11 protein-coding genes are annotated in these 14,118 nt (G+C 63.9%); 5 read left to right on the forward strand and 6 right to left on the reverse strand.

From position 1 onward, the window contains the following. Nucleotides 1-117: 117 nt before the first annotated feature. Nucleotides 118-828: an HAD family hydrolase gene (locus ASD64_RS18565; protein WP_056108194.1), complete on the reverse strand. Its 711-nt coding sequence runs from the start codon at nt 826-828 to the stop codon at nt 118-120. Nucleotides 829-830: 2 nt separating this feature from the next. Continuing rightward, nucleotides 831-2,468, reverse strand: a complete 1,638-nt coding sequence (pgi, locus tag ASD64_RS18570) for a glucose-6-phosphate isomerase (protein ID WP_056108197.1) — start codon at nt 2,466-2,468, stop codon at nt 831-833. Nucleotides 2,469-2,751: 283 nt separating this feature from the next. On the opposite strand from pgi, the gene ASD64_RS18575 reads away from it, so the two are divergent. Continuing rightward, nucleotides 2,752-4,242, forward strand: a complete 1,491-nt coding sequence (locus ASD64_RS18575; protein WP_056108200.1) for a PLP-dependent aminotransferase family protein — start codon at nt 2,752-2,754, stop codon at nt 4,240-4,242. A 211-nt stretch (nt 4,243-4,453) separates the two neighbouring features. Then, nucleotides 4,454-6,043 (forward strand): trimethylamine methyltransferase family protein, encoded by a 1,590-nt coding sequence (locus tag ASD64_RS18580; RefSeq protein ID WP_056108203.1) that lies wholly within the window; start codon nt 4,454-4,456, stop codon nt 6,041-6,043. A gap of 188 nt (nt 6,044-6,231) precedes the next feature. Here the strand turns inward: ASD64_RS18580 and pyrC are convergent, their stop codons facing one another. From pyrC to aceA, 4 genes are all read right to left on the reverse strand, one after another. Beyond that, a complete protein-coding gene (gene pyrC / locus ASD64_RS18585) occupies nt 6,232-7,320 on the reverse strand; it encodes a dihydroorotase (RefSeq protein ID WP_056108206.1) in 1,089 nt (362 codons plus the stop codon). A 197-nt stretch (nt 7,321-7,517) separates the two neighbouring features. After that, nucleotides 7,518-7,895 carry a response regulator gene (locus ASD64_RS18590; protein WP_244480853.1) on the reverse strand — a complete coding sequence of 126 codons (378 nt, stop codon included), beginning with the start codon at nt 7,893-7,895 and terminating at the stop codon, nt 7,518-7,520. A gap of 318 nt (nt 7,896-8,213) precedes the next feature. Then, the gene (locus ASD64_RS18595) at nt 8,214-8,453 is read right to left on the reverse strand and encodes a hypothetical protein (protein WP_056108211.1); all 240 of its coding nucleotides are present in this window, start codon (nt 8,451-8,453) and stop codon (nt 8,214-8,216) included. Between the two features lie 45 nt (nt 8,454-8,498). Further along, entirely contained in the window at nt 8,499-9,788 is a 1,290-nt protein-coding gene (gene aceA / locus ASD64_RS18600) for an isocitrate lyase (protein WP_056108215.1), read from the reverse strand. Between the two features lie 261 nt (nt 9,789-10,049). On the opposite strand from aceA, the gene ASD64_RS18605 reads away from it, so the two are divergent. The 3 genes from ASD64_RS18605 to ASD64_RS18615 all read left to right on the forward strand — a co-directional run bounded on the left by ASD64_RS18605 (nt 10,050) and on the right by ASD64_RS18615 (nt 14,088). Continuing rightward, the gene (locus ASD64_RS18605) at nt 10,050-11,492 is read left to right on the forward strand and encodes a helix-turn-helix domain-containing protein (RefSeq protein WP_056108218.1); all 1,443 of its coding nucleotides are present in this window, start codon (nt 10,050-10,052) and stop codon (nt 11,490-11,492) included. A 157-nt stretch (nt 11,493-11,649) separates the two neighbouring features. Then, complete coding sequence (locus tag ASD64_RS18610) at nt 11,650-12,603, forward strand: DMT family transporter (RefSeq protein ID WP_056108520.1); 954 nt, start codon at nt 11,650-11,652, stop codon at nt 12,601-12,603. Between the two features lie 384 nt (nt 12,604-12,987). Further along, on the forward strand, nt 12,988-14,088 hold the full coding sequence (locus tag ASD64_RS18615) for a polyamine ABC transporter substrate-binding protein (RefSeq protein WP_056108223.1): 1,101 nt from the start codon (nt 12,988-12,990) through the stop codon (nt 14,086-14,088). Nucleotides 14,089-14,118 lie beyond the last annotated feature (30 nt).

Here is a 14,118-nt window from a genome sequence, read left to right on the forward strand (position 1 = left end):
CCCCTGAAAGTGGGAACCGGTTTCGGGACAGCGGCATGTATCAGGACGAAGGCTTGAAGCGAGTCGCGGGAACCTGATCGGCCGGCGCCCCGCTTTCACGCGCCGGCGGGGCCGGCTCTATCTGGCTGCGGCCAGGAAGCCCGGCAGTTCGGCAACCGAGCCCAGCACGACATCGGCGATCGGCGCGAGGCTTTCGCGCGTGCCGGTGCCGGAAAGAACCCCGATCGCGAGGCCGCAGCCGCTGGCGCGTGCCATTTCGAGATCGTGGCGGTTGTCGCCGACCATGGCGATCTCGGAAGGTTTCAGCCCGGTGAGATCGCAAAAGGCCACGACGGTGTCCGGCGCCGGTTTCGGGTTGGCGACGGCATCGTAGCCATAGGCGGCGTCGAACAGTTGCGCGATGGCAAGGGCCGCCAGCGTCCTTTCGCAGCCGAGCGTGGAATCGTTGGTGGCGACGCCCAGCCGGTAGGGCCTGGCGTGGAGCGCGGCCAGCGCGTCGACGATGCCCGGCAGGGCCACCGCCATCGCAGCCCCCTGTTCGGTGGTGATGGCGTTGAACCGCGCCACCGCTTCGCTCTGTTGCGCCCGTGAAAGATGCGGCAACCACAGTTCGATCACATCGAGATTGGTGCCGGCGGCGAACACCGAATCCGCCTTGAAGCGGCGAGTTTGCGGATCGAGGCCGGCTGCCGCAAGCAGTCTGTCGGCCTGCGCCCTGTCGCCTTCGGCAGCCTCGAGCGCCATGAAGTCGGCAACGCCCGACCATGTCGCGTTGAAGTCGACAAGGGTGCCGTCCTTGTCGAACAATATGCCTTTGATGTCCGCCAAACCTACCCCCTCAAACGGTGGATACATGCCACCAGACCCGCCGTCGAGGCATCTCTGCCTGCGGCATCCTGCTTGCCCTCGACGACAGGCAGAAGCTGCGTCGCCAGTTCCTTGCCCAGTTCGACACCCCACTGGTCGAACGAGTTTATGTCATAAAGCACGCCCTCCACGAAAACGCGATGCTCGTAGAGCGCGATCAGGCGGCCGAGCGTGCGCGGGTCGAGGCTCTTGTAGAGGATGGTGACAGAGGGCCGGTTGCCGGAAAAGACCCGGTGCGGCGCGATCTTCTCCACCTGTTCGGGTTTCATGCCCTTGGCCAGCATCTGGGCGCGCGCTTCCTCCAGAGTGCGGCCCTTCATCAGCGCTTCGGACTGGGCCAGGCAATTGGCGAGCAGCAGGTCATGATGGTGCCTCAGCTCCGGCTCGTGGCCGCTGGCAGCGGCGAGGAACTCGACCGGGATGGTGTCGGTGCCCTGATGCAGAAGCTGGAAGAAGGCGTGCTGGCCGTTGGTGCCGGGCTCGCCCCACACCAGCGGCCCGGTGGGGGTAGCAACGGGACCGCCTTGCAGCGTGACGCTCTTGCCGTTCGATTCCATGTCGAGCTGCTGCAGATAGGCCGGCAGGCGCGACAGGCGCTGGTCATAGGGAATGACGGCGCGGGCCGGATAGTCACACACCACCCGGTGCCACCAACCGACGAGGCCAAGCAACGCCGGCAGGTTCTCCATCAGCGGCGCGGTGCGGAAGTGCTCGTCCATCTCATGCGCGCCGGCGAGCAGGGCTCGGAAGTTCTTCGGTCCGACGGCGATCATCACCGGCAGGCCGATCGCCCCCCACACCGAATAGCGGCCGCCGACCCAGTCCCAGAAGCCGAACACGCGTTCGGGCGCGATGCCGAATTTGGCGACGAGGTCGAGCGCGGTGGAGACGGCGGCGAAATGCCTGCCGACAGCGTCGGGGCCGAGCGCGCGCTCGATCCAGCGCCGGGCGGTCTCGGCATTGGTCATCGTCTCGACGGTGGTGAAGGTCTTGGAGGCGATGATGAACAGCGTCGTCTCGGCATCGAGGCCCTTCAGCGTATCATGGATGTGGGCGCCGTCGATGTTCGACACGTAATGCGCGCGCGGGCCGTCATGGTAGGGCGCCAGCGCCAGCGTCGCCATGGCCGGGCCGAGATCGGAGCCACCGATGCCGATATTGACGATATCGGTGATTGCCTTGCCGGTTGCCCCCTTGGCTTTGCCGGAGCGGACCGCCTCGGCAAAGGCGCTCATCGCGTCGAGCACGGCGATGACGTCGGCCCGCACGTCCTGGCCGTCGACGGTGAGGCCGTTGCCGGAAAAATTGCGCAACGCCGTGTGCAGCACGGCGCGGTCCTCGGTCAGGTTGATGTGCTTGCCGGAAAACATCGCCGCCCGCCGACCCTCGACATCGGCGGCGGCCGCTGCCTTGCCGAGCAGGTCCATCGTCGTTCGATCAACGGCGCATTTCGACCAGTCGAGCAGAAGGTCGCCGTCGGTGGCGGAAAAGCGGGTGAAGCGCTTCGGATCGGCGGCGAAGGCCGTGCGCATGTCGCCCGCCGTTGCTGCTCGATGGGCGCGCAACGCGGCAAGGTTTTCCTGGAAAGATGATGTGTCCACGAGGAGGCTCCGATCGTTCGCGAGGCAGTCTAGCAGACCTCGCCCGCCTGCGGCGAGGCTTGAGGCATTCTGTCTAGTTGAATTTCAATCGATTGAATAGCATTTCCGAATGCCGAAAGCGTGCTGGCCGCATGGCCATCGATCACTGGCATAAATCCTAGCGATCAGAAAAATTGATTGGCTTAATTGTTTGTGCCACGGCACATTCGACTGGTCCACCAAAATGGAAAAGACTGACCACCCAGATTTTGACCCCCAGGGACTGACGACCGAGGAAACGCCCATGCCACAGCGAAATGACACGGCCATATGGTCGGGCTTGTTCCGCATTTCGGCGGAATCCGGCCAAACCCTCCAGGCGCAGATCAGGCAGGCGATCGTCGCGGCCATCCTGGACCGGCAGATCGCCGCCTCCATGCCGCTCCCGTCTTGCCGCATCCTGGCGGAGAAACTCGGCGTGGCGCGCGGTACGGTCGTGCTGGCCTTCCAGCAGCTCGTGGACCAGGGTTTCCTTGTCGCCCGCGAACGGCGCGGCCATTTCGTCAACCCCGAAGTGCTGGCGACGCCGGCAAGGCCGCAGAAGGCTCCCGAGCAGGCCAACGAGATCGACTGGAAGGCGCGCCGCCAGATCGCGGCCAGCGACATGCCGCCGCCGGCCAAGCACGAAAACTGGATCAAGTCGTCCTATCCGTTCGTCTACGGCCAGTTCGACCCGGCGCTGTTTCCGACAGCCGAATGGCGCGAATGCAACCGCATGGCGCTGGCGGTGCTGGAAATCCGCAGCTGGGCCTCCGACATGGTGGACCGCGACGACCCGCTGTTGATCGAGCAGATCCAGGCACGGCTGTTGCCGCGGCGCGGCATCTTCGCCAATCCCGACGAGATCATCGTCACGCTGGGCGCGCAAAACGCCCTCTACATGCTGGCGACGCTCTTGATGACCAAGGGCTCCAAGGTGGCGATGGAAGATCCGGGCTATCCGGATGCGCGCTCGATCTTCCGGCTGGCCGGCGCGCAGACGCTGCCGGTGCCGGTGGACCAGTCCGGCATCGTGACCAGCGCCATTCCCTCGGATGCCGGCTTCGTCTTCGTGACGCCCAGCCACCACTGCCCGACCATGGTGCCGCTGTCCGACGAACGGCGGCAGGATCTGCTGGCGCGCGCCAACCGCAACAACCAGATCATCATCGAGGATGGCTACGACAGCCAGTTGCTCGACGAAGCGCCGCAGCAGGCGCTGAAGAGCGTCGATCGCTCCGGGCGCGTGGTCTATGTCGGCTCGATGTCGAAGACGCTGGCACCTGGCCTGCGTCTTGGCTACATCGTGGCCTCCGCCGACCTGATCGCCGAATTGCGGGCGCTGCGGCGCTTCATATTGCGGCATCCGCCGGCCAACAACCAGCGCGCCGTGGCGCTGTTTTTGTCGCTCGGTCATCATGAGGCGCTGGTGCGGCGGCTGTCGTCGGCCTTCGAGGAGCGCCGCAAGCGGCTGGTCCACGCCATTTCCGCCTTCCTGCCCGAATGGCGCCCGACCGATTCGGCCGGCGGAACGTCGCTGTGGCTGGAGGGGCCGCGCGGGATCGACGCGCGCGACCTTGCTGCCGCCGCAGCCAGCCGCAGCGTCATCATCGAGCCGGGCGGGCGCTTCTTCGACCAGAACGACAAGCCGTCGCGGTTCATGCGGCTGGGTATTTCCTCCATTGCGCTCCAGCATATCGAACCGGGCATCCGCGAACTCGCCACGGCGGCGGGGCGCCGGCCGGCGGCCGCCTGATCCAGCCGCGCGCCGCTTCCATTTCGACCGCTGATTGAGTCCGGACCCCGGGGTATCGGGAGGCGCTTTCCTGGCCCATCTGGTGCAATGTGCTGGCTCATGGTCCGGGTCGATGGCTGGAGCATAGTCGCCCTCCTATAAGGGAAGAAAGCCGGCAAGCGGTGGACCAACCATCGAGGCATGGCTTTGCGGAAACCAGGAGGAGCCAGCCATGTCGGCAATCGCTGAAAAGCAGGAAGAAGGCGCGGACCAGCGTTCGCGCCGGGCCGGCGGCCGTGAAGCCAGGCGCGCCATGCGGGCCGCCCCGCTGGCCGACGATGTCAGGCCGATCCGGCCCGGATTGGAAGGCGGCAGGTACAAGCCGTTGGACCAGAACGACCTCGAACGAATCCACGAAGCGGTTCTCACCGTTCTTGAAACGGTCGGCTTCGCCAACGCCATTCCCTCATGCATCGAGGCCTTGACGCGGGCTGGGGCAACGCTGGGCGAGGACGGGCGTCTCCGCTTTCCGCGCAACCTGGTGCTCGACACCATCAAGCGCGCCGCGCGGCATTTCACGCTTCACGGCCAGGACCCCAAGCACGACATGGTGATCCAGGGCACGCGCGTTCACTACGGCACCGCCGGCGCTGCCGTGCATCTGGTCGATGTGGAGAAACGGCAGTATCGCGAGTCGCTGCTGCAGGACATCTACGATGCCGCCCGCCTCGTGGAAGGGCTGGACAACATCCATTTCTTCCAGCGCCCGATGGTGCCGCGCGATATTCCCGACCCGCTCGAAATGGACTTCAACACGCTTTACGCCTGCGTGATGGGCACCTCGAAACATGTCGGCACGTCGTTCACGGTGCGCGAGAACGTCAAGCCGGCCCTCGACCTGCTTTATGCGATCGCCGGCGGCGAGGACAATTTCCGCGCCCGGCCGTTCGTCTCCAATTCGAACTGCTTCGTCGTGCCGCCGATGAAATTCGCCGAGGACGCCTGCGGCGTGCTCGAAGCCTGCGTCGAAGGCGGCATTCCGATCCTGCTTCTGTCGGCTGGCCAGGCTGGCGCGACGGCACCGGCGGCAATAGCCGGCGCGGTCGTGCAGGCGGTGGCCGAAGTGCTGGTCGGCCTCATCTATGTCAATGCGTTGAAACCCGGCCATCCGGCGATCTTCGGCACCTGGCCGTTCGTCTCCGACCTCAGGACCGGCGCCATGTCGGGCGGTTCGGCGGAACAGGCGGTGCTGTCTGCCGCCTGTGCCCAGATGGCGCAATTCTACGACCTGCCCGGCGGTTCCGCCGCCGGCATGTCGGATTCCAAGCTGCCCGATATCCAGGCGGGTTACGAGAAGGGCATCACCAATGTGATGGCGGGTCTGGCCGGGCTCAACCTCGTCTATGAATCGGCCGGCATGCATGCCTCGCTGCTCGGCTTCTGTCTTGAAAGCTTGATCATCGACAACGACATGCTCGGCCACTGCCTGCGCTGCGTGCGGGGTCTCGAGGTCAGCGACGAAGCGCTGTCGGTCGATACCATTTCGGAGGTCTGCCTGAGCGGTCCCGGCCATTATCTCGGCAACGAGCAGACGCTGAGGCTGATGCAGACCGAATATTTCTATCCGGCGGTGGGCGACCGCTTCTCACCCAAGGAATGGAACGAGAAGGGCCGGCCCGATATCCTGATGCGGGCGATAGCCGAGAAAAAACGCGTGCTTGCCGAGCGCTTCCCGCGCCATGTCCCGCGTGTCGTCGACGAAAAGCTGCGCGCCCGCTTCGAAGAACTCATCAAACTGCCGAGAAGTGGAATGGGCGGATAGATTCAGATGATGGTGGCCTGCAAATGGCGGCTTTCTGCGCTTCCGGTGCTCATGTACCAAACGTACACTGCGCTCCGGTTCTCGAAAGCCGCTAGTTTGGACGCTACGCGCCCATCTTCGATTCCGGCTCGCCCTGACCTGAGTTTCAGGCGCACCCTACGATACGTGCATCCATTTCGGAAAAGGTCTCAGGCCGTCACCGTACCGATCGACCAGGGCATCACTTCGCCGCCGCGAAAAACGACGACCTCCTGGTCGTCCACCGCAACGGCTGAAAGCACGCTGGCCGGGCGCTTGAGCAGGGTGACCGTGCCGGCATTCGGCTCCAGGCCATGGAAGCGGGCGCCGTTCAGCGATGCGAAGGCCTCGAAGCGATCCAGCGCGCCTTCCTCTTCGAACACCTGCACATAGGTCTGCAAGGCGGTGACGCCGCCGAAAATGCCGGCGGAGCAGCACTCGGCCTGCTTGGCGCCGCGCACATGCGGGGCCGTATCGGTGCCGATCATGAAGCAGCTTTCACCTGAGGTGACCGCCTTGCGCAGCGCAAGGCGGTGGCTTTCGCGCTTCGCCACTGGCAGGCAATAGAGGTGCGGGCGCAAGCCGCCCTGGAAGATCGATGTGCGGTTGATGACCAGGTGATGCGGGGTGACGGTGCCGGCGACACGCGGCGCGTGCGCCCGCACGATGTCGACGGTGCCGGCGGTGGTGACATGCTCGATCACCATCTTCAGGCCCTGGTGACGCTTGATGAGCGGCAACAGGCTCTGTTCCATGAACACGTCTTCGCGATCGAAGATATCGACTTGCGGGTCAGTCGATTCGCCGTGGACCAGCACCGGCATGCCGATCTTTTCCATCCGCTCCAGCACCGGGGCGAGCGCAACAAGATCGGTCACGCCATGATGGGCATTGGTGGTGGCCCCGGCCGGATAGAGCTTGGCGGCGATCCAGACGCGCTCGGCAAAACCCTTCTCGATCTCATCCGGCCTGGTGCGATCGGTGAGATAGCATGTCATCAAGGGCTGGAAGTCGGAACCGAACGGCCGCGCCGCCAGGATGCGGTCGCGGTATGCCGCGGCGCCGGCAACGGTCGTGACCGGCGGCACCAGATTGGGCATGACGATGCCGCGCGCGAACTGGGCGGCGGTGAACGGCAGCACGGCCTTGAGCATGGCGCCGTCGCGCAGATGGATATGCCAGTCGTCGGGGCGGCGAATGGTGATGGCAGGCACGGTGCCTTCGGGGGCCGCCGAATCGAGAAGCTCATCGATGCTCATCGCACTGCTCCTTTGCGGAAATCCAAAGCGCGTCGCGATCTTTCGGATTCGCTGCGCGTTTTATGCGCTTTGTTTAGAGTATCGGACCGAAAAGTGGAATCCGGCTTTCGGAAAATCCAATGCTCAAACAAAGAGATAAGTCGCTACTATGCATCCCTCAGGATGCGCGCCGAGCCGTAGGCAGTCCCGGCGCGGCCTCAGGCGTGGCCGTACACGATCAGCCGGTTCAGCACCGGTTGCAGCCGGTCGGAGGTGATGGGCTTGGCCACGACGACATCGATCAGGCCGGACAGCGACAGGTTTTCAGGCGTGCCGTTGCGGTTTGAAAGCAGGATCACCGAAGGCCTCGATTGGCCGGAGGCTTGCCGCAACGCCGCAATCGCCGGCATCAAGGCCTCGCAGTCCTTGTTGTCGGGCCCGCCGTCGAGCACAATCGCGCCGGGCACCAGGGCCAGCAGCACTTTCGCTGCGGTCTCGGGCGTTTCCGAGGTCGGCTTCAGCCCCAATCTCTCGATGATTTTTGAAACCACCACCTGATTGATCCGGGATTTGCCGACAATCAGGATTTTCGACATGTCCACGACCAGTGGCCCTGTCGCGCCTCGCGCGGCTCTGGAAGCTTCGTCGTTTCGATCGGAGGTATGCGTAGGCAAGGCGACTACACCAAACATTCAATTAAGGGTTGAAATCTATGTAACCTTTGGTTGATACGGTAACCTGTGTCAAGAACCAATGGAACGGGCCGCAGCGCTTTCGCCAGCGGGGCGAGTAAGGCAAATTCCATCACCTATGTCTATAGGGTCTAGATCGCCCAAAATGAAATCACCCGCGCGTGAAACGCGCGGGTGATTAACAAATCCTGACCGGTTCCCGATCGTGGAAACGATGTCGGCTCAGCTATGACTTTGCGTCACGATGACCGGGATCAGCAGGTCGCCCCAGTTGCCGTCGCCGCCATGGTGGCGGGCCGAGCGCACCAGTTCGACGGAAACGCCGGCTTCGACGGCCTTCATAACCGACTGGTTGAGGCGGTGCAGGTCGTTGGCCAGCATGCGGATTGTCGCCTGCTGATCGGTATTCATGGTCGAGGACTGTTCCTCGGCCCTTTCCTTGACGCGGCTGATCGAAGCCATTTCGGTTCTCCCTGGGTTGACGACCCTTTTGGGCGTCGCTGGTGGTTATTCCGCAGCCGGCTTGAACTGTGCCTGCTCGGTCGATTCCTTCATTGCCGTCGTCGACGACTGGCCGCCGGTGATGGCGAGCGACACGGCGTCGAAATAGCCGGTGCCCACTTCGCGCTGGTGCTTGGTCGCCGTGTAGCCATTGGCTTCCGCCGCGAACTCGGCATCCTGCAGCTCCGAATAGGCCGCCATCTGGCGATCCTTGTAGCCGCGCGCCAGCTCGAACATGCCGAAGTTGAGCTGGTGGAAGCCAGCCAGCGTGATGAACTGGAACTTGTAGCCCATGGCGCCCAGTTCGCGCTGGAACTTGGCGATGGTGGCGTCGTCGAGGTTCTTCCTCCAGTTGAACGACGGCGAGCAGTTGTAGGCCAGCATCTTGCCCGGATGGGCCTTTTGCACCGCTTCCGCGAACTTCCTTGCCTGCCCCAGATCCGGCTTGGAGGTTTCCATCCAGATCAGGTCGCAATTCGGCGCATAGGCGATGGCGCGGGCAATGCACGGCTCGATGCCGTTGCGCACCTGGTAGAAGCCTTCCACCGTGCGTCCAGCATCGTAATCGACGAAAGGCTGGTCGCGCTCGTCGATGTCCGAGGTGAGCAGCTTGGCGGCCTCCGCGTCGGTACGGGCAACGATCAAGGTCGGCGTGCCCATGACGTCCGCTGCAAGGCGGGCGGCATTGAGGTTGCGGATGTGGGCAGCGGTCGGGATCAGGACCTTGCCGCCGAGATGGCCGCACTTCTTTTCCGACGCGAGCTGGTCTTCGAAGTGGACGCCGGCGGCACCCGCCTCGATGAACGCCTTCATGATCTCGAAGGCGTTGAGCGGGCCGCCGAAGCCGGCTTCCGCGTCGGCGACGATCGGCGCGAACCAAGTGTCGACCGACAGGCCCTTGCCCTCGGAAACCTCGATCTGGTCGGCGCGCTGCAAGGTGCGGTTGATGCGCTTGACCAGTTCGGGCGCGGCGTTGGCCGGATAGAGCGACTGGTCGGGATACATCGCCGAAGCGGTGTTGGAGTCCGCCGCGACCTGCCAGCCCGACAGATAGATGGCCTTCAGGCCGGCACGCACCTGCTGCATGGCCTGGTTGCCGGTCATGGCGCCGAGCGCATTGACGAAGGATTCCTCATGGATGAGCTTCCACAGCCGGTTGGCGCCGTTCTCGGCCAGCGTGTGCCTGATCTGCACCGAGCCGCGCAGCCGCTTCACGTCTTCCGGGGAATAGGGGCGCTCGATACCGTCGAAGCGGCCTTCCGATGCGGATGGGACGAGGTTGTAAAAATCAGTCATTTGCGGCTCCAGCTATCTTGCCTTGAAAGGAAAGCACCACTTCCGCAGCCCGGATTGATGATGCATCGATATGACTGTCTTTACATTGCGCCGCGAAAAGAGCGAGAAAAACAGTATGAAAGGCCGAAAAATAAAGGAAAATCTGTGTTGCCTTTGACATTAGGGCGTTGTAAATTTGTAAAAGGTGTAAAAGACGTTGCTGGTCTTCGGGTCGGTCAAATTTTGTAAATTGCTGTAAAGCCGGAATGTAGGGCGACAGGCATGGCCGAACAGAAGATCTTCGCCGGGCCGCGTATCCGCCGCATCCGCAACGCCAAGGGGCTGACCCAGACGGCGATGGCGGAGGGGCTCGGCATTTCGCCGTCCTATCTCAACCTGATCGAGCGCAACCAGCGGCCGCTGACGGTTCAGCTGATCCTGAAGCTGGCTTCCGTCTACAAGGTCGAGCCCGACGAACTGCAAGGGGAGGCGCGCGGCTCGATCGCGGCGCTGAAGGAAGCGTTTTCCGACCCGCTGCTGGCCGGCGAACTGCCCGGCGACCAGGAACTGGTCGAGGTCGCCGAGGCCGCGCCCAACGCTGCGGCGGCCATCGTCAAGCTCTACCGCGCCTATCGCGAGCAGGCCGAACGCCTGTCCGACCTCAACGAACTTCTGGCGCATGAAGGGCGTGGCACGGCCCTTTCCGGTGCAAGGCTGCCGATCGACGAGGTGCATGAGGTCTTCGAGCGGCGGGCGAACCATTTCGCCAATATCGAGGAAGAGGCTGAGGCCTTCACCAGCGTGCTCGATCCGGGCGACGACCTGTTCGGGGCGCTGAAGGCGTGGCTGAAGCGCGAATACGGCATCGTCGTCAAGGTGCTGCCGGTGGCCACCATGCCCAACTGGCGCCGCCGCTACGACCGCCATTCGCAGCGCCTGTTCCTGTCCGAGCGGCTGTCGCCCTTCGACCAGTTGCGCGAAGTGGCGATGGAAGCCTGCCTGATCCGCATAACGGTGGCCGTCGCCGGCGAGATCCAGGGGCTCAAGCTGTCGAGCGACGAGGCGCGGCGGCTGGCCCGTTTCGAGCTTGGCCGCTATGGCGCGCATGCGCTGATGATGCCCTATCAGCCGTTCCTGGCGGCAGCGAACCGGTCCCGCTACGACATCGACGTTTTGCGTTCGCGCTTCGGCGTGTCGTTCGAGCAGGCCGCCAACCGGCTGACCATGCTGCAAAGGCAGGGCAGCGCCGGGGTGCCGTTCTTCATGCTCGAGATCGACAATGCCGGCCACCCGTTCCGCAAGGCCGGCAGCCTCGGCTTTCCGCACAGCCGCTTCGGCGGCGGTTGCCCCAAGCTGCCGGTGCATGCCGCCTTTACGCAGCCCGGCCAGATCTTCGTCGAGGCGGTGGAGATGCCGGACGGGGCGGAATTCCTGTGCGTGGCCCGCACGCTGGAAGGCCCGCAAGGGGCCTTCAACGAGCGGCCGCGCCGCACGGCGCTGCTGCTCGGTTGCGACATCGCCTTCAAGGATGAGGTCGTCTATGGCGCGGCACTCATTGCTGCGGCCGGCAAGGCTGGACAAGGAGCGGTCGCCACCACCCCGGTCGGCGCCGCCTGCCGGCTGTGCGAGCGGCCGGGCTGCCTGTCGCGCGCGGCCCCCCCGGTGACCCGTCCGCTCGGCCTCGACGAGATGGTGACGGGGCTTTCGGCCTTCGACTTCCAGTAGGCTGGATCCGGCCCACGGGTTGGGCCGATCGGCCGGGCGCATTGCCACAACCACGAACAGCGCGTGGATCACGCAAGCGCCTGCGGTTTGCGTTATCCAGACCGCATCACAACCGGCCGCCGACGGCATATCCGCTCTCTTTTTTGAAACCGCCGCCATGACCGAAGTCGTCTCCAGTCCAGTACAATCCGGCCCGGCGCTTGCGCCGCGCGACGAACGCCGCGGCGTCTTGCTCGTGTTCCTGTCGGCTCTGATGTGGAGCTTTGGCGGTGCGATCGCCCGCTATATCGACATCGCCGACAGCTGGACCGTGGTGTTCTGGCGCTCGATATGGGCGGCGGCCTTCCTGCTCTGCTTCATGGCCTGGCGTGACGGAGGGCGGGGCACGCTGAAGCTGTTCCGCGACATGGGGTTGCCGGGCTTTGCCGTAGCACTATGCTTTGCTACCGCCTCGACCAGTTTCGTGGTGGCGCTGGCCTATACGACGGTTGCCAACATCCTGCTCATGCAGGCCGGCGTGCCGCTGATGGCGGCGCTGTTTGCCTGGATCGCCTTTCGCGAAAAAGTGTCGACCGCCACATGGATCGCCATTGCGGCGGTCATCGCCGGCGTCGGTATCATGGTGTCGGAATCGCTCGGCGGCGCGGTGTCTCCGGTCGGCGACGGGCTGGCGCTGCTGATTGCGGTCCTGTTTGCAACGGCAACCGTCATCACGCGGCGCTTCGCGCATGTGCGCATGACGCCCGCCACCTGCCTTGGCACCATGCTTGCCGCCGCTTTTGCCCTGAGCCAGGCCTCGACGCTGATGGTGTCGGCCCATGACATGGGTTTCCTGTTCGCCTTCGGCGTCGTCAATCTCGGCCTTGGCCTCGCCTGCTTTGCGACCGGCGCCCGCATGATCCCGGCGGCGATGGCAGCACTGCTCGGCACCTTCGAGCCGCTGCTCGGCCCGATCTGGGTCTGGCTGGCGCATGCGGAGGTTCCCTCCAGCCGTACCATCGTCGGCGGCACTGTGGTTTTCGCCGCGCTGCTTATCCATCTGGCACTCGAATTCAAGCGGCAGACGCAGCCCTCGCGCCCCGGCGTCAGCGGATTGCCATCCCCCAACTGACCGCCACGCGGTCGCTGTTTTGTGAAGGGCCATCGCAGCGCCGCTCCGCTTAGCCATTGACAAGTCATCGACGCGCCGGGCAGGCTGTGCGGGAAGGCAACAACGAGACAGGCTCATCTTGCCCCTTGTTCCAACCAGTCCGCTGGCGGCTGGCCGAAATCATCGATCTCGCGCCTGCGCCAGCACTGGAACAGCGCCGTTGCGCGGCCTCAGGCAAAATCCGGCGGCAGCCGGACACATTGCCCGTGCTGCCCGGAAAGGCTCTCCCACTGCGGCCAATTGCTGCTTGTTAGGAGCCAAAAAGCTCAATAGAATTAGGCACATGTAGACCGGTTGCGGCATCGCCGCGAACCGGCAAGGGAACATTCATCAAGGGAGAATCGAATGAATAACAAGGCAACATGGCTTCTCGCCACAACCGTTCTGGCGGCTGCGTCCTTTGCTTTCGGAGCACAGGCGCAGGAGCGCGTGGTCAATGTCTACAACTGGTCGGACTATATCGACTCCTCGATCATAGAGGATTTCACCAAGGAAACCGGCATCAAGGTCGTCTACGACGTCTACGATTCCAACGAGATCCTGGAAACCAAGCTTCTGGCAGGCGGCAGCGGCTATGACGTGGTGGTGCCGACCGGAAGCTTCCTCTCCCGCCAGATTCAGGCCGGCGTCTACCAGAAGCTCGACAAGTCGAAGCTGCCCAATCTGAAGAACATGTGGGACATCGTTTCCGAGCGCACCCAGATCTTCGACCCCGGCAACGAATATTCCATCAACTACATGTGGGGCACGGTCGGCATCGGCTACAATGTGAAGAAGGTGCAGGAAGCGCTCGGCACCGACAGCATCGATAGCTGGAAGGCCGTGTTCGATCCCGAACAGGCCGCCAAGCTCAAGGACTGCGGCATCAATTTCCTCGATTCGCCGACCGACATGATCCCCGTCGTGCTGGCTTATCTCGGCCTCAACCCGGACAGCCATGAGGCCGAGGACGTCGCGAAAGCCGAGGAGGCACTGCTCAAGGTGCGCCCATATGTGCGCAAGTTCCATTCCTCGGAGTTCATCAACGGCCTCGCCAACGGCGACATCTGTGTGGCGGTCGGCTGGTCGGGTGACGTCTTCCAGGCCCGCGACCGCGCCGACGAAGCCAAGAACGGCGTCGAACTCGCTTATGCCATTCCGAAGGAAGGCACGCAGATGTGGTTCGACCAGATGGCGATCCCGGCCGACGCACCCCATCCAGCCGAGGCGCATGAGTTCCTCAACTACATGATGCGGCCTGAAGTCATCGCCAAGTCTTCGAACTACGTCTATTATGCCAATGGCAACAAGGCATCGCAGGAATTCCTCGATGCCGAGGTGCGCGAAGACCCGGCTGTCTATCCGCCGGAGGACGTGCTGGCCAAGCTGTTCGTCAACACATCGCTTGACCCGAAGACCCAGCGCCTGTTCACGCGCAGCTGGACCAAGGTCGTGACCGGTCAATAACCGACACAATCAGAGCCCCGGCGATATCCC

Origin of the sequence: Mesorhizobium sp. Root157, assembly GCF_001427385.1 — a bacterium.
Taxonomy (GTDB): domain Bacteria; phylum Pseudomonadota; class Alphaproteobacteria; order Rhizobiales; family Rhizobiaceae; genus Mesorhizobium.

What these genes read in the sequence shown, in the direction of transcription:
- ASD64_RS18575 (WP_056108200.1), top strand. Translation starts at nt 2,752, where the DNA reads ATGCCACAGCGAAATGACACGGCCATATGGTCGGGCTTGTTCCGCATT.
- ASD64_RS18580 (WP_056108203.1), top strand. Translation starts at nt 4,454, where the DNA reads ATGTCGGCAATCGCTGAAAAGCAGGAAGAAGGCGCGGACCAGCGTTCG.
- pyrC (WP_056108206.1), bottom strand. Translation starts at nt 7,320, where the DNA reads ATGAGCATCGATGAGCTTCTCGATTCGGCGGCCCCCGAAGGCACCGTG.
- ASD64_RS18590 (WP_244480853.1), bottom strand. Translation starts at nt 7,895, where the DNA reads ATGTCGAAAATCCTGATTGTCGGCAAATCCCGGATCAATCAGGTGGTG.
- ASD64_RS18595 (WP_056108211.1), bottom strand. Translation starts at nt 8,453, where the DNA reads ATGGCTTCGATCAGCCGCGTCAAGGAAAGGGCCGAGGAACAGTCCTCG.
- aceA (WP_056108215.1), bottom strand. Translation starts at nt 9,788, where the DNA reads ATGACTGATTTTTACAACCTCGTCCCATCCGCATCGGAAGGCCGCTTC.
- ASD64_RS18605 (WP_056108218.1), top strand. Translation starts at nt 10,050, where the DNA reads ATGGCCGAACAGAAGATCTTCGCCGGGCCGCGTATCCGCCGCATCCGC.
- ASD64_RS18610 (WP_056108520.1), top strand. Translation starts at nt 11,650, where the DNA reads ATGACCGAAGTCGTCTCCAGTCCAGTACAATCCGGCCCGGCGCTTGCG.
- ASD64_RS18615 (WP_056108223.1), top strand. Translation starts at nt 12,988, where the DNA reads ATGAATAACAAGGCAACATGGCTTCTCGCCACAACCGTTCTGGCGGCT.